18 protein-coding genes and 1 tRNA gene are annotated in these 18,916 nt (G+C 71.9%); 11 read left to right on the top strand and 8 right to left on the bottom strand.

Annotated elements, in window-relative coordinates; all coding sequences use genetic code 11:
- Positions 1 to 9: 9 nt before the first annotated feature.
- The 6 genes from eboE to ACIP8Z_RS12285 all read left to right on the top strand — a co-directional run bounded on the left by eboE (position 10) and on the right by ACIP8Z_RS12285 (position 5,616).
- A complete protein-coding gene (gene eboE / locus ACIP8Z_RS12310) occupies positions 10 to 1,353 on the top strand; it encodes a metabolite traffic protein EboE (RefSeq protein ID WP_402082038.1) in 1,344 nt (447 codons plus the stop codon).
- Entirely contained in the window at positions 1,350 to 2,783 is a 1,434-nt protein-coding gene (locus ACIP8Z_RS12305) for a nucleotide pyrophosphatase/phosphodiesterase family protein (RefSeq protein ID WP_402082036.1), read from the top strand. Before eboE ends, ACIP8Z_RS12305 begins: the two co-directional genes overlap by 4 nt.
- A 172-nt stretch (positions 2,784 to 2,955) precedes the next feature.
- Entirely contained in the window at positions 2,956 to 4,020 is a 1,065-nt protein-coding gene (locus tag ACIP8Z_RS12300; protein ID WP_402082033.1) for a sugar phosphate isomerase/epimerase family protein, read from the top strand.
- 243 nt (positions 4,021 to 4,263) lie between these two features.
- Positions 4,264 to 4,351 (top strand) — tRNA-Leu (locus ACIP8Z_RS12295).
- 101 nt (positions 4,352 to 4,452) lie between these two features.
- The gene (locus ACIP8Z_RS12290) at positions 4,453 to 4,821 is read left to right on the top strand and encodes a zinc ribbon domain-containing protein YjdM (RefSeq protein ID WP_402082031.1); all 369 of its coding nucleotides are present in this window, start codon (positions 4,453 to 4,455) and stop codon (positions 4,819 to 4,821) included.
- Between the two features lie 183 nt (positions 4,822 to 5,004).
- Complete coding sequence (locus ACIP8Z_RS12285; protein WP_402082029.1) at positions 5,005 to 5,616, top strand: hypothetical protein; 612 nt, start codon at positions 5,005 to 5,007, stop codon at positions 5,614 to 5,616.
- Positions 5,617 to 5,622: 6 nt separating this feature from the next.
- Here the strand turns inward: ACIP8Z_RS12285 and ACIP8Z_RS12280 are convergent, their stop codons facing one another.
- The 3 genes from ACIP8Z_RS12280 to ACIP8Z_RS12270 all read right to left on the bottom strand — a co-directional run bounded on the left by ACIP8Z_RS12280 (position 5,623) and on the right by ACIP8Z_RS12270 (position 7,394).
- Positions 5,623 to 6,333, bottom strand: a complete 711-nt coding sequence (locus ACIP8Z_RS12280; RefSeq protein ID WP_402082027.1) for a class I SAM-dependent methyltransferase — start codon at positions 6,331 to 6,333, stop codon at positions 5,623 to 5,625.
- A gap of 105 nt (positions 6,334 to 6,438) precedes the next feature.
- The gene (locus ACIP8Z_RS12275; RefSeq protein ID WP_402082025.1) at positions 6,439 to 6,936 is read right to left on the bottom strand and encodes a hypothetical protein; all 498 of its coding nucleotides are present in this window, start codon (positions 6,934 to 6,936) and stop codon (positions 6,439 to 6,441) included.
- A gap of 5 nt (positions 6,937 to 6,941) precedes the next feature.
- Positions 6,942 to 7,394: an ATP-binding protein gene (locus tag ACIP8Z_RS12270; RefSeq protein ID WP_402082023.1), complete on the bottom strand. Its 453-nt coding sequence runs from the start codon at positions 7,392 to 7,394 to the stop codon at positions 6,942 to 6,944.
- Between the two features lie 250 nt (positions 7,395 to 7,644).
- Between ACIP8Z_RS12270 and ACIP8Z_RS12265 the strand changes: the two genes are divergently transcribed.
- The 3 genes from ACIP8Z_RS12265 to ACIP8Z_RS12255 all read left to right on the top strand — a co-directional run bounded on the left by ACIP8Z_RS12265 (position 7,645) and on the right by ACIP8Z_RS12255 (position 9,650).
- Positions 7,645 to 8,520, top strand: a complete 876-nt coding sequence (locus ACIP8Z_RS12265) for a helix-turn-helix transcriptional regulator (protein WP_319313461.1) — start codon at positions 7,645 to 7,647, stop codon at positions 8,518 to 8,520.
- On the top strand, positions 8,521 to 8,757 hold the full coding sequence (locus tag ACIP8Z_RS12260; protein WP_015037566.1) for a DUF397 domain-containing protein: 237 nt from the start codon (positions 8,521 to 8,523) through the stop codon (positions 8,755 to 8,757).
- 74 nt (positions 8,758 to 8,831) lie between these two features.
- A complete protein-coding gene (locus tag ACIP8Z_RS12255) occupies positions 8,832 to 9,650 on the top strand; it encodes an SAM-dependent methyltransferase (protein ID WP_319313469.1) in 819 nt (272 codons plus the stop codon).
- Positions 9,651 to 9,726: 76 nt separating this feature from the next.
- Here ACIP8Z_RS12255 and ACIP8Z_RS12250 read toward each other — a convergent pair whose 3' ends face one another.
- Together ACIP8Z_RS12250 and ACIP8Z_RS12245 are read right to left on the bottom strand one after the other, a co-directional pair.
- Positions 9,727 to 11,613 carry a M64 family metallopeptidase gene (locus ACIP8Z_RS12250; RefSeq protein ID WP_402082021.1) on the bottom strand — a complete coding sequence of 629 codons (1,887 nt, stop codon included), beginning with the start codon at positions 11,611 to 11,613 and terminating at the stop codon, positions 9,727 to 9,729.
- 91 nt (positions 11,614 to 11,704) lie between these two features.
- Positions 11,705 to 13,048 (bottom strand): 6-phospho-beta-glucosidase, encoded by a 1,344-nt coding sequence (locus tag ACIP8Z_RS12245; protein ID WP_402082019.1) that lies wholly within the window; start codon positions 13,046 to 13,048, stop codon positions 11,705 to 11,707.
- 171 nt (positions 13,049 to 13,219) lie between these two features.
- Between ACIP8Z_RS12245 and ACIP8Z_RS12240 the strand changes: the two genes are divergently transcribed.
- Positions 13,220 to 13,669, top strand: a complete 450-nt coding sequence (locus ACIP8Z_RS12240) for a YchJ family protein (protein ID WP_402082017.1) — start codon at positions 13,220 to 13,222, stop codon at positions 13,667 to 13,669.
- 27 nt (positions 13,670 to 13,696) lie between these two features.
- Here ACIP8Z_RS12240 and ACIP8Z_RS12235 read toward each other — a convergent pair whose 3' ends face one another.
- The 3 genes from ACIP8Z_RS12235 to ACIP8Z_RS12225 form a co-directional block, all read right to left on the bottom strand.
- Entirely contained in the window at positions 13,697 to 15,823 is a 2,127-nt protein-coding gene (locus ACIP8Z_RS12235) for an MDR family MFS transporter (protein ID WP_402082015.1), read from the bottom strand.
- 155 nt (positions 15,824 to 15,978) lie between these two features.
- Entirely contained in the window at positions 15,979 to 16,230 is a 252-nt protein-coding gene (locus ACIP8Z_RS12230; protein WP_015037573.1) for a hypothetical protein, read from the bottom strand.
- Positions 16,231 to 16,586: 356 nt separating this feature from the next.
- A complete protein-coding gene (locus ACIP8Z_RS12225; protein WP_402082013.1) occupies positions 16,587 to 17,645 on the bottom strand; it encodes an ATP-dependent DNA ligase in 1,059 nt (352 codons plus the stop codon).
- Between the two features lie 52 nt (positions 17,646 to 17,697).
- On the opposite strand from ACIP8Z_RS12225, the gene ligD reads away from it, so the two are divergent.
- Complete coding sequence (gene ligD, locus ACIP8Z_RS12220) at positions 17,698 to 18,774, top strand: non-homologous end-joining DNA ligase (RefSeq protein ID WP_402082011.1); 1,077 nt, start codon at positions 17,698 to 17,700, stop codon at positions 18,772 to 18,774.
- The last annotated feature ends 142 nt before the right edge of the window (positions 18,775 to 18,916 follow it).

Below are 18,916 nucleotides of genomic sequence, written 5' to 3'. Positions count from 1 at the left end.
GGCGCCCCCATGCGCTTCCGGCACCCCGACGGCTCCACCGTCCACCTCGCCTACTGCACCAACGTGCACCCGGCCGAGACCCTCGACGGCGTCCTCGCCCAGCTCCGCGACCACTGCGAGCCGGTCCGCCGCCGCCTCGGCCGTGACCGCCTCGGCATCGGCCTCTGGCTCGCCCGGGACGCCGCCCGTTCCCTCACCACCGACCCGGCCTCGCTCCGCGCCCTGCGCGCCGAACTCGACCGGCGCGGCCTCGAAGTGGTCACCCTGAACGGCTTCCCGTACGAGGGGTTCGGCGCCGACGAGGTCAAGTACCGCGTCTACCAGCCCGACTGGACCCACCCCGATCGCCTCGCCCACACCACCGACCTCGCCCGGCTCCTCGCCGCGCTGCTCCCCGAGGACGTCACCGAAGGGTCCGTCTCCACCCTGCCCCTCGCCTGGCGCACCCCCTTCGACGCCGAGGCCGCCGCCACCGCCCGCACCGCCCTGGCGACGCTCGCCGGACGGCTCGACGCGCTGGAGGAGCTCACCGGGCGGAGCATCCGGATCGGGCTCGAACCGGAACCCGGCTGCATCGTCGAGACCGTCGCCGACGCCGTCGCCGCGCTCACCACCGCACCGACCCCGAGCCCCGTGTCGGGCACGAGCCCCGTGTCGGGCACGAGCCCCGCGTCGGGCATGATCCCCGCCCCGAGCCCGAGCGCCGCGTCGGGCACGAGCCCCGCGCCGGGCTCGATCCCCGCACCGAGCCCGCACCCGGGCCCCGCCCCGACCCCCCGTATCGGCGTCTGCCTCGACACCTGTCATCTCGCGACCTCCTTCGAGGACCCGCGCACCGCCCTGGACTCGCTCGCCGCCGCCGGCATCCCCGTGCCCAAGGCGCAGCTCTCCGCCGCACTCCACGCGGAGCACCCGCACCTCCCCGAGGTCAGGGCCGCGCTCGCCGCGTTCGCCGAGCCCCGCTTCCTCCATCAGACCCGTACCAGGACCGCCGCCGGCCTCCGGGGCACCGACGACCTCCCCGAGGCGCTCGCCACCTCCGACCACCACGCCGCGACCGCCCCCGGTCTCCCCGACGCGACGCCCTGGCGCGCCCACTTCCACGTCCCCCTGCACGCTCCCCCCGCCCCTCCGCTCAGTTCCACGCTCCCCGTCCTCCAGGACACCCTCGCCCTCCTCGTCGGCGGCCCGCACCCGCGCACCCACCACCTGGAGGTCGAGACGTACACCTGGCAGGCCCTTCCTCCCGAGAGCCGTCCCCGCACCAGGGCCCGGCTCGCCGACGGCATCGCCGCCGAACTGACCCTGGCCCGCGACCTGCTGACCGACCTCGGCCTCAAGGAACTGCCATGAGCGACCCCGCACCCGCAGCCCCCCACACATCCGCTGCCACACCCGCACCCACGCCCCTCCTTGTCCTCGACGTCGTCGGTCTCACCCCACGGCTCCTGCCGCACATGCCCCACCTGGCCGCCCTGGCCCGCGGCGGCTCCCAGGCCCCGCTCTCCACCGTCCTCCCCGCCGTCACCTGCACCGCCCAGACCACCTTCCTCACCGGCACCCTCCCCGCCGAGCACGGCATCGTCGGCAACGGCTGGTACTTCCGCGACCTCGGTGACGTCCTGCTGTGGCGCCAGCACAACGGTCTCGTCTCCGGCGACCGCCTCTGGGACGCCGCCCGCCGCACCCACCCCGACTACACCGTCGCCAACATCTGCTGGTGGTACGCGATGGGCGCCGACACCGACATCACCGTCACCCCACGCCCCGTCTACTACGCCGACGGACGCAAGGAACCCGACTGCTACACCCGGCCCCCGGCCCTGCACGACGAACTCACCGAGAAACTCGGCACCTTCCCCCTCTTCCACTTCTGGGGCCCCGGCGCCGACCTCGTCTCCAGCCGCTGGATCGTCGACGCCACCCGTCACATCCTGCGCACCCGCCGCCCCGACCTCGCCCTCTGCTACGTCCCGCACCTGGACTACGACCTCCAGCGCTACGGCCCCGACGACCCGCGCTCCTTCCGGGCCGCGGCCGCGCTCGACACCGTCCTCGCGCCGCTCCTCGCCGAGGCGCGGGCCGAGGGCCGTACGGTCGTGGTCCTCTCCGAGTACGGCATCACCCGGGTCGAGCGCCCCGTCGACATCAACCGCGCCCTGCGGCGCGCAGGCCTCCTGGAGGTCCACACCCAGGACGGCATGGAGTACCTGGACCCCATGACCTCCCGGGCGTTCGCCGTCGCCGACCACCAGATCGCCCACGTCTACGTCAAGCGCCCCGCCGATCTGCCCGCCGTCCGGGAAGCCCTCGCCGACCTCCCCGGTCTGGAACGGCTCCTCGACGACGACGGCAAGAAGGAACACGGCCTCGACCATCCGCGCTCGGGGGAGCTGGTCGCCCTCGCCGAGCCCGACGCCTGGTTCACGTACTACTACTGGCTCGACGACGCCCGAGCCCCCGACTTCGCGCAGCTCGTCGAGATCCACCGCAAGCCCGGCTACGACCCCGCCGAACTCCTCATGGACCCGCTCGACCCCTACGTGCGGATCAAGGCCGCCAGGGAGATCGCCCGCAAGAAGCTCGGTATGCGGTACCGGCTCGCGGTCGTCCCTCTCGACCCCTCACCTCTTCGCGGCAGCCATGGCCGCCTCCCCGCGAGCGACGACGAAGGTCCGCTCATCCTGTGCTCCACCCCCCGCGCCCTGGACGGCCGCGTCGCGGCCACCGATGTGAAGAACCTGCTGCTGAGGCTGGCCGGGGTCACGGAGACCTCGACCTGAACCCGCTCGACCGAACGAATCCCTCCGACCGCTCCGATCCGACCGAATCCCTCCGATCGCTCCGACCCGACCGCTCCGACCCGATCCCTTCGGATCGCTCCGGAGCCCCGCCGTTCCCGCCGGCTGAATCCAGTGAAGCAGGCCTTTCCGACAGCCAAGGAGTTATCCACAGATGAGTCGAACTCGCCGTACCGAAGCCGTCAACGACCCCGAGCTCGTCCACAGGCTCAGCAGGCGGAACATGCTGGGCGTCGCCGCCGGCGCGACCGCCGCCGCGCTGCTCGGGGCGGCGGCCCCTGCCGCCGCGGCGGCCGAGGCCACCGCGTCGACGGGCCATGGTCACGGGCACGGCCGCCCCGTCCTGCCGCCCGGCCGCCTCGGCATCCAGCTCTACTCGCTGCGCGACAAGGTCGCGACCCTCGGCTTCGCCGCCGTCTTCGCCGAGCTGCAGAAGTACGGCTACGACGAGGTCGAGTACGCCGGGTACAGCCAGGGCTCCGCCGGCCCCATCAGCCTCGCCCAGCTCAAGCGCCTCACCCGCGACCACGGTCTGCGCCCGATCGGCAGCCATGTCGGCTACTACGCGAGCGACCCCGGCGCGTACACCTTCGCCCAGAACCTCGACCGCGTCCTCGACGACGCGGCCGCCCTGGGCCTGCCGCACATCGGCACCGCATCCGGACCCTGGCGCTACGGCTCCACCGTCGACGGCTGGAAGCGGTGCGCGGAGGAGTTCAACCGGTTCGGCGCCGCGGCGAGGAAGCGCGGCATGAAGTTCTACCAGCACAACCACTCGGAGGAGTTCTCCTTCGCCAGCGACCGCCCCGACGTACGCCTCTACGACGTCCTGCTGGCGGAGACCGACTCCGACCTGGTGCACCTGGAGATGGACATCTTCTGGGCGTACGTCGGCCAGTACCGCTACTCGGTCCGACCGGACGGCACCCCCGCCCCGTTCGATCCGCTCGACTACGTCCTCGACCAGCCCCACCGCTATCCGCTCTTCCACGTGAAGGACGGCGACCGGGACGACTCCGCCGTCCCCTACGGCTACCGGATGACGGACGTCGGTGACGGCGACATCGACTACCGGCGCTTCATCTCGGCGGTCAACCGCACCCGCCACGGCAGGAACGCCCACCACTGGCAGGCCGAGCACGACAACCCCGTCGACTCGCTGGCCTTCGCCCGCAAGTCCAGCGCCCACCTCCACTCGCTGCGGGAGAAGGGCCACTGACCCTCCCGTGTCGACCGACCCCTCCCGCGGCCACCGACCCACCCGCCGGGCGCCGGCCCGCCGCACTCTGGGTGAGCGAGCGGCGGCACTCCGTGCGTACGGTCGGGAGAATCCGGACTTGATCAAGGACTGTGGGGTGGCTTCACCCCACTGACCACGGAAAACGCTGGTGAAAGCCACCTGGAACCCCTGGTAGAGTTACATCTGTCGCCGCGAGGGAAACCCCGCAGCGGCAGACACCTTGTCCGGGTGGCGGAATGGCAGACGCGCTAGCTTGAGGTGCTAGTGCCCTTTATCGGGCGTGGGGGTTCAAGTCCCCCCTCGGACACCAGCCGGAATGCCGGTCGATCTCGTATCGACCGGCATTTCGCGTTGTGCGCGGTGCCCCGGCGACCCGGGGCGGCAGGAGGAGTCGCCGCCTATCCTGGGGGAGTGATCGAGAACATTCCCGCCTGCACCCAGTGCTCCAGCGAGTACACCTACGAGATGAACAATCTGGTGGTGTGCCCCGAGTGCGGACACGAGTGGGTGCCGGCCGCCGACGGCGCGAGCGCCGCCGCGGGCGCGGAGGCGGGCGGGGAGCGCGTGATCAAGGACGCCGTCGGCAATGTGCTGAACGACGGCGACACGGTGACCGTCGTGAAGGCCCTCAAGGTCAAGGGGAACCCCTCCGGGATCAAGGCGGGCACCAAGGTGCGCAACATCCGCCTGGTCGACGGCGTCGACGGACACGACATCGACTGCAGGATCGACGGCTTCGGCGCCATGCAGCTCAAGTCCAGCGTGGTCAAGAAGGCCTGAACCGCGCGGCGGCCCGTGCCGTCGTGCGAGTGGCGGAGGCACGCCATGGTCGAAGGACGGAGTCCCGGACCGACGCCCTCGGACGGCGGCAGACCACCCGCGGGTCCGCCCTCCGGCCCGCTGAGCACCCCGTCGTCACCGGATCCCCCGCCGCTCCGCCGGCGGGTCCTTCTCATCGCCGTGGTGGGCGGGCTGGTCCTCGTCGTCGGCCTGGTGGGCGTCCTGATCGGCGCGGGAGCCTTCGGCGGTGGCGACCGCGGCGGTGGCACGGCGGGTGACTCGCCCTCGCCGCCTCCCGCCTCGGTGTCACCGTCCGGGTCGGCCACCGCGCCGCGGATCTCCAGCCCGCCCACGTCGACCCCGCCCACCTCCCGCACCGCCACCGGTGAGGGGGCCGCGCGCGCCTTCGGGCAGACGCAGGGGTACGAGGACGGGGTCGAGGTCACCGTGTCGGCGCCGGTCCCGTTCACGCCGTCGGACTCCGCGGCCGGGCACCTGGAGGGCAACCTGGCGGTGGCCCTGCAGATCACCGTGCACAACGGTGGCGACCAGCGGCTGGACCTCGCGACCGTGGTGGTGCAGGTCAGGGACGGTGAGGGCCGGGAGGGCACTCGGGTGTTCGGCGGCGCGCCGCCCCATCTCGGACTGGGGCTGTCGGGCACGCTGCTGCCGGGAAAGAAGGCCGTGGGCGGCTACGGATTCGACCTGCCACCGGCCGAGAACCCCGTCCTCGACGTCGAGGTGGGGGTCGGCCACGACCGGCCCGCCCTGTTCTGGAGCGGCGACGTCGGGTAGCGGTTCCTACTTCTTGCGTGCCACCACCAGGCGGCACCGTGGGCTTCCGTCCTCGCGGGTGCCCAGGGCGTCGACGGCCGTGAAGGCGACATCGAAGCCCGCGCCCTCCAGGCGGGCGCGGACGTCGCCGAGGCGGAAGGTGCGGTAGTACATGACGAACGGCGGGCGCCAGACCGCGTTGCGGACGCGCATCGTGGCGTCGAAGCCCCAGAGGATCCAGTAGAGGCGGGAGCCGACCGGGGGCGGGGCCCCGATGGGGAAGGCGAACGTGCCGCCGGGGCGCAGGGAGGCGTGGACCTGGGCGAACAGCGTGCGCTGCTCGTCCGGCAGGAAGTGGCCGAAGGCGCCGAAGCTGACCGCCAGGTCGAAGACCGGCGCGAAGGGCAGGGCCAGGGCGTCGGCGCGGACCAGGCCGGCGGTGGGGTGGGCCTCGCGGGCCCGGGTCAGCATGCCCGTACTGAAGTCGACGCCGGTGACCGGGCCCGCGCACACCGAGCGGAGGACGCCGAGTCCGGCGCCGGTGCCGCAGCAGACGTCGAGGCCGGAGTCGAAGGGGCCGAGGGTCTCCAGAGTGTGGCCGACCGCGGTCAGCAGGCGGTCCGAGGTGCGGAACGGTGTCGCGTCGAACTTGTTCGCGAGCAGGTCGTAGCCGTGCTCGACGGAGGAGAGGGCCTGGACGGTCAGCTCGCGGAGGCTGGGACCCTGCGGGGTGAACATGTCCCCGACCCTATGCGTTCAGGGGCCACGCGGGGCGGGGATCGTCCGACCTTGTGTCGTCACCGAACGTGGGCGGGCGAGTGCGCCCGCGTAGGACCCCGCCGGTCAGCGCGCGCTGCTCACCGGCGGTCCCGCCCAGGACGGCGCGATGCCGGTCAGCTGGCAGATCAGCAGGTAGAGGGGGATCGGCGGAGTGTAGGGGGAGGTGCCGTCGGGGTGGTGGATGAGGCGCGGCCGGCGGTCCGGGATCTCGGCGCCACGCGCGTAGCAGGCGGGCAGGGGCCAGGTGACGTCCTGGTCGGAGCCGGCCGGGACCAGCCACCACCACCAGTCGGAGTCGGCGTAGACGCAGCCCTTGGCGGGGAGGCGGGAGAGGATCTTGAAGCCGAAGCGGGCGGGGACGCCGACGGCGTCGCAGCCGAGGCCGGTGTGCAGTCCGACGGGGACGGCGAGGCGGGTGGCGCCCAGTTCGCGGGGGCGGGCGGAGCCGGGGGTGCCCGGGGTGCCGGGGCGGAGTTCGGCGGAGCGGCGGGTTTCCGGTACGCGTTCGCCGGTGAGGGACCTGCGGGTCCCGGGGAGCAGCGGGATCATGCGGGTGGCCATCGACCTCAGCACGTTTCCCCCATGCCGTGGGCCAGTTCCGCCCAGACGACCTGGGCCGTTCCGTGGCCGGTGCGGTCGGCTCCCCAGGCGGTGCACAGCGCGTCGACGATGAGGAGTCCGCGGCCGCGTTCGTCCTCGCCGCAGTCGCGTATCCGGGGGTCCGCCGGGCCGCCCTCGTCGCGCACGGATATGCGCAGCGTGTCCTCGCCCTCGCGGAGCTCGCATATGAACCGGTCGCTCGCGGTGTGCACCACGGCGTTGGTGACGAGTTCGGAGACGACCAGGGCCACCGTGTCGCGGATGTCGGGGCCGCAGCCCCAGAGGATGAGCCGTTCCTCCGCGAGCCTGCGGGCGCGTGCGACGGACGACGTGAGGGCGGGGAGCTCGAACGCGAAGCGGCGGACGCCATCGGTATCGATCTGGGGCTGCGGGCGCTGGGCCATGACTCGGGGACTCATGAGACCTGAAGGCTGCGCGTTACCAGAAGCCACGACCGGTTCCTCACAACAAGGGGCAGGAGTGCCTGTACGGCGCTGTCGCCGTGGCGCGGTGGCGCACGGCGGCAGCGTGTACTGGTTCACACCGGAACACTGTCCTCCTGAGTCGGACACTTGGCAAGTGGCACTCTGAAAATTCCAGAGTGCTGTGTTCTCTCTGGCCCGGCTTCGTGGCACACTCGTCGAAACAGTGCGTCGGGGAGGTCTGAGAGTGAGCGAGCCGCGGTCCGCCCCCACGGTGGGACAGGTCGTTCTCGGCAGGCGCCTGCAGGATCTGCGGGAGCGGGCCGGCCTGAAGAGGGAAGAGGCCGCGAAGGTCCTCCGGGTGGCCCCGGCCACCGTCCGGCGGATGGAGACCGCCGAGGTCGCACTGAAGATTCCGTACGTGCAGCTCCTGTTGAGGGAGTACGGGATCACGGACTCCGAGGCCGAGGGGTTCATCGCCCTCGCGGAGGAGGCCAATCTCCCCGGCTGGTGGCAGCGGTTCCACGACGTGCTGCCCGGCTGGTTCTCCATGTACGTCAGCCTGGAGGGGGCGGCCAGCCTCATCCGGGCGTACGAGCCCCAGTTCGTCCCCGGTCTGCTCCAGACCGAGGACTACGCCCGCGCCATTCTGCGCAGCGGGGCGGTCGGTGGCGGCAGTGATGCCGGCAAGGACGAGGATGCCGAGCGGCATGTAGCCCTACGGATGGAGCGCCAGTCCCTGCTGACCAGGGAGGACGCCCCGAAGTTCTGGGTGATCATGGACGAGACGGTGTTCCGCCGACCGGTCGGCGCCGGGCCCGAAGTGATGCGCGACCAGCTCGACCGGCTGCTCGAAGCGTCGGAGCTGCCGAACGTCACCCTGCAGATCGCGGAGTTCGCGTCCGGCCACCACCCCGGCACCTACGGACCGTTCGTCCTCTTCCGCTTCGCCATGCCCGAACTGCCGGACATGGTCTACAGCGAGTACCTGACCGGCGCCGTCTATCTCGACGCGCGCCCCGAGGTGGCATCCCACCTGGAGGTCATGGACCGCATGGCGGCTCAGGCCGCGACTGCACAACGCACGAAGGAGATTCTCCGGAATCTCCGCAAGGAGCTGTGAATGGATCGCATATACAACGGCATGCCCGCCGCTGAGCTCGGTGCCGAGGGCTGGCACAAGCCGTGGAGCGGCGGGAACGGGGGCAACTGCGTGGAGGCCATGAAGCTGGCCGACGGCAGAGTCGCCGTGCGACAGTCCGCAGACCCTGAGGGACCAGCGCTCATCTACACCCACGGGGAGATCGCAGCTTTCATCCAGGGGGCCAAATCCGGTCAGGCTGACTTTCTGCTCACCTGACCTCTTCCGTCCCACCCCTACCGTCGCGTAACTCTTGTTGTAGTGCCACTCGTTCATCCCGACCAGGAGCGCCGATGACCCAGGACCCCGCATCCCCGCGGAGTGAGATACGGATCGACACCAGCACGCCGCATCCGGCGCGCATGTACGACTGGTTCCTGGGCGGCAAGGACAACTACCCGGTCGACGAGGCGATGGCACGCCAGCTGCTCACCGTCGACGCCCGCGGCCGGGACATGGCCCGCGTCAACCGGGCCTTCATGCACCGCGCCATCCGCTGGCTCAGCGCCCACGGCGTCCGCCAGTACCTGGACATCGGTACGGGCATCCCGACCGAGCCCAACCTGCACCAGATCGCGCAGCAGGCGGCTCCGGAGTCCCGCATCGTCTACTGCGACAACGACCCGATCGTGCTCGCGCACGCGGCCGCCCTGCTGCGCTCGACCCCGGAAGGGGCCACCGAGTACATCCAGGCGGACGCCCGCGAACCCGAGATCATCCTCGAAAGGGCCGGAAAGGTCCTTGACTTCGATCAGCCCATCGCGCTGTCGATGCTCGCCCTGCTGCACTTCGTGGGGGACGAGGACAACGCGTACGACCTGGTCGGCAAGCTCGTGGACCAGCTCGCGCCGGGCAGCTACCTGGTCCTCTCCCATGTCACCGGGGACTTCAACCCCGAGGGCGCGGCGGAGGCGGTCGCGATGTACAAGGCGCGCGGGCTGACACTGCGGCCGCGGTCGCGGGACGAGCTCGCCGCGTTCTTCGACGGCATGGAGTTCGTCGAGCCCGGGGTCTCGCTCACCGCCGAGTGGCACCCGGAGCTGGGCGAGCCGGTTCCGGTGCCGGGCGACGAGCCCATCCCCGGGTGGGCCGCGGTGGCCCGCAAGCCCTGATCCCGTTCGTACGCGAGGAGGCCCCGCCGATCCGTCGGCGGGGCCTCCTCGCGTACCGGGTTTCCTCCGGCGTGCGCTACGGCTCCACCAGCGTCACCAGGAACTCGCCGGTCCGGCCGATGTTGCCGGCCGCGTCGATGGTGCGGTACTCGATCCTGTGGGTGCCGTAGTCGGGGGTCGCGTCGTCCCACGGCACCGCGCGGCTCCGGCCCAGCTTCCCGTACACGAGGTCGTCGATCACCGTGCCGCCCGGGGAGAAGCGGAACGGCGCGTCCGCGTCCGTCGGCCAGCCGTAGTACGTGTACCAGCCGTCGCCGTCGACCCGGAACTGGCTCACCACCGCGCCCTCCTGGTCGTCCCGCGCGGTGAGCCGCATCGTGAACGGCCCGTCGTACACGTACTCCACGGGACGGCCGTGCCGGCCCACCGTGCGCAGCGGTTCGGAGAGTTCGTACGAGGTCGTCGCCGGGCGGGCGTCCACGGTCCAGCTCAGCTCCTCGTCCGTCCCCGCGACGCGGGCCGTCAGCGTGTGGGTGCCCGTGGTCATGGGGAGTGAACGCAGGTCCAGGTCGCGGTCGTTGGCGCCGGTCGCGACGGGTCGGCCGTCAAGTCGCCAGCGTACGGCCGGGGTCCGGTCCACCGGGTGGGTGGTGTCGGCGTGGACGACCGACCGGGCACCGACGGGCGCCCCGAGGGGGGTGTGGCCGGTGAACGCGGCCGCGGTGCCGTCGCGCACGGTGGTGAGGGCCGGGTCCACCGTCCATGCGACGGTCCGGGTGAGCGCCGCCGAGGCGCGGACCGCCGGGTCGCGGACGAAGGGCGTCGGGTCGGTGACGGTCGCCGTGAGCGTGTGCGCCCCGGGGGAGAGTCGCAGGGTGCGCAGGTCGACGGTGCGGGCGCCGCGGGTGGGCAGCGTCCGCCCGTCCAGCCGCCAGGTCACGGTGAGCGCGCCGCCCACCGGGTGCAGGGTGTCGACCCACACCGTCCGGTCGGCCCCGAGGGGGGAGGTGTTCGGCGTGTGGTCCTGGATCAGATTGACCTTGGTGGAGATCGCCCGGACCATCACCTCGCGCTCCACCTGGTCGAAGGCGTAGCCGAGGGTCTTCATCAGGGAGTGACGGCTCGGGCGCCAGACGCCCTTCGTGCTGTACATGCCGCCCTCGTGGCGGCCGATGACGCCGCCCGACTCGCTCTCCTCGCCGAGCCAGCGCCACCACTTGGCCCGCTGTGCCAGCATCTGACGTTCGGTCAGGAGCGTGTGGTGCGTGGAGGAGGGCTCCGGGCCGGAGTACGTCTCGCCCGGCACTCCACGCGCGTAGTAGTCGTACTCGTCCTGCAGGCCGCCGAGCGAATGGCCTATCTCGTGCGGGGTGATGAGGGACGAGAGGGCGTTGCCGCCGGACGCGGTGGCATAACCGCCGCCCGCCCCGCCGTAGGTGGAGCTGTGGGCGAGGGCGACGATCTGCCGGTTGGCGCCGCTCGTGCCCGGGACGAGATCGGCGAGCGCGGCGGCCTTCCGGCTGTCGACGGTCAGCAGCCGCTGCACGCTGCTGGGATCGCAGCCGCCCCAGAACCCCATGTCGAGCGCGGTGTCGCGGGCGGGGGCGTCCAGGCCGGGGTCGCAGTCCACGCCCGACTCGGCCGAAGGGGCCTCCACCGCCCAGACGTTGATGTACGAGCGGTAGGAGGCGAAGGGTTCGATGCTCCACAGGGTGTTCAGGTGCCGGTCGAGGTCCGCGCGGAACGCCGGCATCTCCGCCGCGGTGTAGCCGTCGCCCAGGAACACCAGGTTGAACCGCCGGTCCGCGGGGCCGGTGGTCTGTACGGGGACGACGGCCGGACCGTCACCCGGCGTCGGCGTCCCGGCCGCCGCCGGTACGGTTCCCACCAGACCGGCGGCCAGCAGGCAGACCGCGACGACGCGGGCCACCCCTCGTCGAACTCCCGTGCGCTGTGAGGTCATGGGGCGCGAGCCTAGGCCGCACCCCCGCTCTCGTAAAGTTGTTCGTCGGCCGTATGCCTTCGCGACAGTTGTGCCGGTGCCGGCCGCCGTCTCAGTGCCGTAGGTACGCCAGACCCGCGTGCTCCGCCGTGTAGCCCTCCACCAGGCGGCGGGCCACCGTCACCGAGTCGACCAGCGGATGGAGGGCGAAGGCCTTGACGGCGGTCGCCCGCGAACCGCTCTCCGCCGCCGCGAGGACCTCCCGCTCCACCGCCTTCACGGCCGTCACCAGGCCGACCGCGTGGTACGGCAGCGGGGACACCGACACCGGGTGGGCGCCGTTCGCGTCCACGAAGCAGGGGACCTCGATCACCGCGTCCGCGTCGAGCGCGGCGAGCGTCGTGCCGTTGCGGACGTTGAGGATCAGCGTGGCCCGTTCGCCCCGCGCGATGGCCCGCATGAGGGCCAGCGCCACCTTCTCGTAGCCGCCCGACTCCAGGTCCCCCTCGTCGCGCTCCCCGATCCCGGCCGCCTCCCGGTTGGCGGCCATGTAGGTGGCCTCCCGGTCGGCGAGCGTACGGTGCCAGGCGGCGAGGGCCGGGGTGTCTGTCTTCCCCATCTCCTCGTAGAAGGCGCCCTGTTGGTCGCGCAGATAGGCTCCGCGCGTCCGCTCGGCCGACCGGTAGGCCCCTACCGCCTCCCGGTTGAAGTAGTAGTAGTGCAGGTACTCGTTGGGGATCGCGCCCAGGGAGCGCAGCCACTCCGGGCCGAAGAGCCGGCCTTCCTCGAAGGAGCCGAGCGCCTCCTCGTCGGCGAGCAGCCGCGGCAGCTCGTCCCGGCCGTCGATCCTCAACCCCCGCAGCCAGCCCAGGTGGTTGAGGCCCACATAGTCGATCCAGGCCCTGTCCGGGTCGGCGCCCAGGATGCGAGCGACCCGCCGGCCGAGGCCGACGGGGGAGTCGCAGATGCCGACGACCCGGTCGCCGAGGATCCGGGACATCGCCTCCGTGACCAGGCCCGCGGGGTTGGTGAAGTTGATGACCCAGGCGTCCGGGGCGAGTTCGGCGATCCGGCGCGCGATGTGCACCGCGACCGGCACGGTCCGCAGCCCGTAGGCGATGCCGCCGGCGCCCACCGTCTCCTGGCCGAGCACTCCCTCGGCGAGCGCGATCCGCTCGTCCGCGGCCCGGCCCTCCAGACCGCCGACCCGGATCGCGGAGAACACGAAGTCGGCCCCGCGCAGCGCCTCGTCCAGATCCGTCGTCGCCGTGACGCCGGGCGCGTCCGGCACCCCCTCGCCCTGCTCCGCCAGGACCCTGGCGATGGCCGAGAGCCGCCCCTCGTCGAGGTCGTACAGGGTGACATGGGTGACCCGCCCCTCGGCGTGGTCGCCGAGGAGAGCGCCGTACACCAGCGGCACCCGGAACCCGCCGCCTCCGAGAATCGTCAGTTTCATGCTCGTACGCTACTCGGACGCACCCCCTGAGCAGCGGGATCCCGCCCCGGCGTCCACACGGCCGTCCACATGCCGGGCGCCCGCCCGGTCGGCGGCGCCCCGAGCCCGTCCCGCCACCCGCTCCCTGGCGGGCGCACCTGCACCCCGTACCCGGTGGGGGAGAATGGCGGCATGTCCCGACGCAAGACCCGCCCCCGTCCGTCCCCGGCCCGCCCGGCCGCGCCCGCCGTGACCCCGGAGTCACCCTGCCCGTGCGGTCTCGACGCCTCGTACGGCGCGTGCTGCGGCCGGTTCCACACGGAAACGGGCGGCGGCGCGCCCACCGCCGAGCTCCTCATGCGCTCCCGCTACAGCGCCTTCGTCGTCCACGACGAGGCCTATCTGCTGCGCAGCTGGGCGCCGGAGACGCGCCCCGGCGAGGTCGACTTCGACCCCGGGATGCGCTGGACCGGCCTGGAGATCGAGTCGGCCACCGACGGCACCGCCTTCCACCGGCACGGCACCGTCACCTTCACCGCGCGCTACGTCCACGGCGGCGAGCCCGGCGCCCTGCACGAGCGGAGCCGTTTCGCCCGGCACGAGGGCGCCTGGGTGTACGTGGACGGCGACGTCGGCGAGTAGCGAGGAGCGAGAAGCCGGAGGGCCGCGTCAGACGCCGGTTGTCCGGCTCAGGGCGCGGTCGCGGTCGTCGTCACTGCCGAGCGACCGGTCCGGGAGGCCGTTCGCGAGGTCCTCGGCGACGACCTTCTTGGCGATGGCGTCCGTCGCCACCCGCAGTTCGGGCCCGCTGGGCCGGCCGCTCTCCTGCTCGACGCGGTCGGACAGCCAGTCGCCCCACGCGTGCGTGATGACGTCCGCCTCGCGCCGGCCGGCCGGGGTGTGGGAGAGCAGATGGCCGTCGCGGGTCAGGAAGCCCTCGTCGACCATCCGGTCGAAGACCGGCAGCAGCACCTCGGGCGGGACCCGCCGCCCCGCCGAGATCAGTCCAAGGCTCGCGTGGCCGACCGTCCGTGTGTAGAGCTCGACCTGCATCACCGCCCACGCCCCGGCCGTGTCGAGCCGGGTGTCGGAGGCGTCGAGGATCCGCCGCGCCGTCGCCATGTCGATCCGGCGCATGATCCGGCCCACGACCAGTTCCAGGTGCTGCGCGGAGTCGCCCGACGAGGTCGGCGCGGAGAAGCCCTCGCCCATGTCGGGTGCGGCGGCGCGCGCCGAGTCGCGGAGCGTCACCTGCTTGAGGAAGAGCGCGACGACGAAGCCGACGGCGGCGACCGGCACCGTCCACAGGAAGACGGTGTGGAGGGTGTCGGCGTAGGCGTTGACGATGGGTTCCGCCACCTGCTCCGGCAGGCCGTGCACGCCGTCCGGGCTCTGTGCCGCCCGCGCGACGGCCGACGGGTCCAGGCCCTGGCTCCCGGCGACGGTCGCGGCCTCCGCGACCCCGGCCCGGAGGTTGGGGGTGAGGGAGTTGACGTAGATCGTGCCGAAGACGGCGGTGCCGAAGGAGCTGCCGAGCGTGCGGAAGAAGGTGACGCCGGAGGTGGCGGTGCCGAGGTCGGCGTACTCGACGGTGTTCTGCACGGCGATGGTGAGGACCTGCATGCACAGACCGATGCCGACGCCGAGCACGAACATGTACAGCGACGCGAGCCACGTGCTGGTGCCCGGCTCCATCAAGGACAGGAGATAGAGCCCGAGGCCCATCACCAGACAGCCGACGATCGGGAAGATCCGGTAGTGGCCCGTCTTGCTGACCACGTTGCCGCTGAAGATGGACGCGATGAGCAGACCGACGACCATGGGGAGGGTGCGGATGCCGGAGACGGTCGCCGAGTCCCCGTCCACGTACTGGAGGTAGGTCGGCAGGAACGTCATCGCGCCGAGCATGGCGAAGCCGACGACGAAGCTCAGCACGGAGCAGACGGTGAAGACCGGATTGCCGAACAGCCGCATCGGCAGCATGGGTTCGGCCGCGCGCGTCTCCACCCAGCAGAACAGCCCGAGCGCGACGACACCGCCGACGAACAGACCGATGATGACGGGGGACGTCCAGGCGTACTCGTTGCCGCCCCAACTGGTCGCCAGGATCAGCGCGCTGGCTCCGACGGCGACCAGCGCGATGCCCGCGTAGTCGATGACCGGCTTGCTCGCCGAGCGTACGGAGGGGATCGTGCGGGCGGCGGCGATCACGACCAGGATGGCGATGGGCACGTTGACGTAGAAGGCCCAGCGCCAGCTGAGATGGTCGGTGAACAGACCGCCGAGCAGCGGGCCGATGACGGTGGAGACCCCGAACACGGCGCCGATCGCGCCCTGGTACTTGCCGCGTTCGCGCAGCGGGATCACATCGGCGATGAGCGCCATCGAGGTGACCATCAGGCCGCCCGCGCCGACGCCCTGGAGGCCGCGCCAGACGATCAGCAGCGTCATGTTGGTGGCGAGTCCAGAGAGGAACGAGCCCGTGATGAAGACGATCGCCGAGATCTGGAAGATCACCTTGCGGCCGAAGAGATCGCCGAACTTGCCGACGAGGACGGTCGCGACCGTCTCGGCGAGCAGGTACGCGGTGACCACCCACGACATGTGGGCGGCGCCGCCGAGGTCCGAGACGATCGTGGGCAGGGCGGTGCCGACGATCGTCTGGTCGAGCGCGGCGAGGAGGACACCCAGCATGATCGTGCCGAAGACGATGTTGCGGCGGCGGCGGTCGAGCACGGGTGGCTCGGTGGCGGCCGGAGCAGGGGGCGCGGGCGCTGCGTCGCTGGTCGTGGTCACTCTCGCAGCGTCACATCGGCCCCGACCGGGTGCATGCGGGGGACGGCCGAACGGGCGGACCGGCGGGGAGCGGTCCGGCCGATCCGTCAGGGGGTGACGGGCCGGTCCGTCAGGGCGTGACGGGCCGATCCGTCAGGGCGGCACAGGCCGACCCGTCAGGGCGTGACCGGCAGCTTCGGGTGGTGCTTGGCGAGGATCTTGTTGGCCCGGGCGAGCGCGGCGAGGGCGTGCTCCCGGTCCGCCCGGTCCTCCGCGCAGAGCGGTCCCCGGAAGCGGTACACCTCGCGCGCCGCGCAGTCCGCGTCGATCTCGGCCTGGAGGACGTGCAGCGGCAGGCAGGAGCCGATCAGCGCGGCCACACGGTCGGGGATCGGGACGGGTACGAGGCGCGAGGGCGAGGTGATCACGGGTCAGTCCTAGTGGGTCCGGGAAGCGTACGGAAGGGTTCTGCTCTCCATACGTACCGGATCGCCGTACGGGTTCAGGCACGGCGATGTCGCGGTGGGGCAACGACGCGACGGCGCCCCGGAGGGGTGTGCGGGAGCCCGGGCGGGGGAGCGGGCCCGGCCGCCGGGCCCGGCCGGTGACGTTCTCGCAGGTACGGGCCCGGGTGGCCGGCACGGGATTGTTCACCGTCCCTGCGTATCGCGCGCGTGTACGACGAACGCGTGCGTGATGTCGGGGTGTTGGGGGCGGCGGGACGCCCGCCGAATGTGAAGCATCTCACTCGGCGGATCGGCGTCCTCCGGACAGTGTCCGGGCACTACGTCAGGATCTCGGACAGGTCGTACGAGACGGGCTCGTCCAGCTGTCCGTACCCGCAGGACCGCGGATCGCGGTCCGGGCGCCAGCGCTTGAACTGCGCCGTGTGCCGGAAGCGGTCGCCCTCCATGTGGTCGTACCCGACCTCGCAGACCCGCTCGGGCCGCAGCGCCACCCACGACAGGTCCTTCTTCCCCGACCAGCGGCTCGGCGCGCCCGGCAGCCGGGCCCCCGCGTGGGCCGCCTCCTCCGCCCAGGCCGCCCAGGGGTGTCCGTCCGGCGGGTCCATCCGGAGCGGTTCGAGCTCCTCGATCAACTCGGCGCGCCGCTGCGCCGTGAACGCCGCGCACACGCCGACGTGCTGGAGGGCGCCCTTGTCGTCGTACAGACCGAGCAGCAGCGAGCCGACCACCGGTCCGCTCTTGTGGAAGCGGTAGCCGGCCACCACGACGTCCGCCGTCCGTTCGTGCTTGATCTTGTACATGAGGCGGGTGTCCGGCCGGTACGGCAGGTCGAGCGGCTTGGCGATCACCCCGTCGAGGCCGGCGCCCTCGTACTGCTCGAACCACTGGGCGGCGAGTTCGGCGTCCCGTGTGGCCGGTGCCAGATGCACCGGCGCGTCCACGCCGGCGAGCACGCGCTCCAGGGCCTCCCGGCGCTCGCTCAGCGGAGTGTCGAGCAGCGACTCGTCCCCGAGGGCGAGCAGGTCGAAGGCGACGAACAGCGCCGGGGTCGTCTCGGCCAGCATGCGGACCCGGGAGTCGGCCGGGTGGATCCGCTCGCTGAGCCGGTCGAAGTCGAGGTGACCGCCGTGCTCGATGACGATCTCGCCGTCGACCACGCAGCGCTCCGGCAGCCGGGCCGCGAGCGCCTCGACCAGCTCCGGGAAGTAGCGGGTGAGCGGCTTGCCGGTACGGCTGCCGATGACGAGTTCCGGCCCGTCGCGGTGCACGATCGCGCGGAAGCCGTCCCACTTCGCCTCGTACTGCATCCCGGGCGGGATCCGCTTCACCGACTTGGCGAGCATCGGTTTCACGGGCGGCATCACCGGAAGATCCATGAGGCGATTGTCCGGTATGCGGGAGTTGTCGGCGAGCCCTAGGCTGGCCGGCATGGCAGGCAAGGCGGCAGCGGTGGAACTGGAAGTCGGCGACCGGACCGTACGCGTGTCCAATCCGGACAAGGTGTACTTCCCCGAACCCGGCTACACCAAGCTCGACATGGTCAGCTACTACCTGGCCGTCGGCGACGGCATCACCCGCGCCCTGCGCGACCGCCCCACCACCCTGGAGCGCTACCCCGACGGGGTGGCCGGCGAGTCGTTCTTCCAGAAGCGCGCCCCGAAGTACCTCCCCGACTGGATCCCGACCGCCCACATCACCTTCCCCAGCGGCCGCTCCGCCGACGAGATGTGCCCCACCGAGCCGGCGGCCGTGCTCTGGGCCGCCAACCTCGGCGCCGTCACCTTCCATCCCTGGCCGGTACGCCGGGACGACACCGATCACCCCGACGAACTCCGCATCGACCTCGACCCGCAGCCCGGCACGGACTACGCGGACGCCGTCCGCGCCGCCCACGAACTGCGCGCCGTCCTCGACGAGCACGGACTGCGTGGCTGGCCGAAGACCTCCGGCGGACGGGGCATCCACGTCTTCGTCCCGATCCTGCCGAACTGGACGTTCACGCAGGTCAGGCGGGCGGCCATCGCCTGCGGGCGGGAGCTGGAACGGCGCATGCCGGAGCAGGTCACCATCAAGTGGTGGAAGGAGGAGCGCGGCGAGCGGATCTTCGTCGACTACAACCAGACGGCCCGGGACCGCACGATCGCCTCCGCCTACTCCGTACGCCCACGCGCGCACGCGCCCGTGTCGGCGCCGCTGCGATGGGATGAGGTCGACGACGCCGTTCCGCGGGACTTCGACATCAGGACGATGCCGGTCCGGTACGCCGAGGTGGGCGATGTCCACGCCGACATGGACGACGAACGGTTCAGCCTGGAGTCCCTGCTCGAACTGGCCCGGCGGGACGAGGCGGACCACGGCCTCGGGGACCTGCCGTACCCGCCGGAGTATCCGAAGATGCCGGGCGAACCGAAGCGCGTGCAGCCGAGCCGGGCGAAGAAGGAGTCGGAGGAGAAGGCGGAGGAGTCGACGGGGGAGCCGAAGGGGGCCGAGGGCTCCACGGGCTGAAGTGGCGGGAAGGGTGGGCCGGTGCCTCCGGGTGGGCATCGGCCCGCCCTCCCTCTCGACCCTAAAACAACACGAACGATCGTGCTAGCATTTTTCCATCGACAGGATCATCAGCAGGACGCAGAACCCGCAGGACGACCGA

Origin of the sequence: Streptomyces sp. NPDC088553 (genome assembly GCF_044752965.1) — a bacterium.
In the GTDB taxonomy this organism is placed as follows: Bacteria; Actinomycetota; Actinomycetes; order Streptomycetales; family Streptomycetaceae; genus Streptomyces.
Note: the sequence above shows the minus strand (reverse complement) of the source record. Positions and strands in the feature narration are given on the sequence as shown.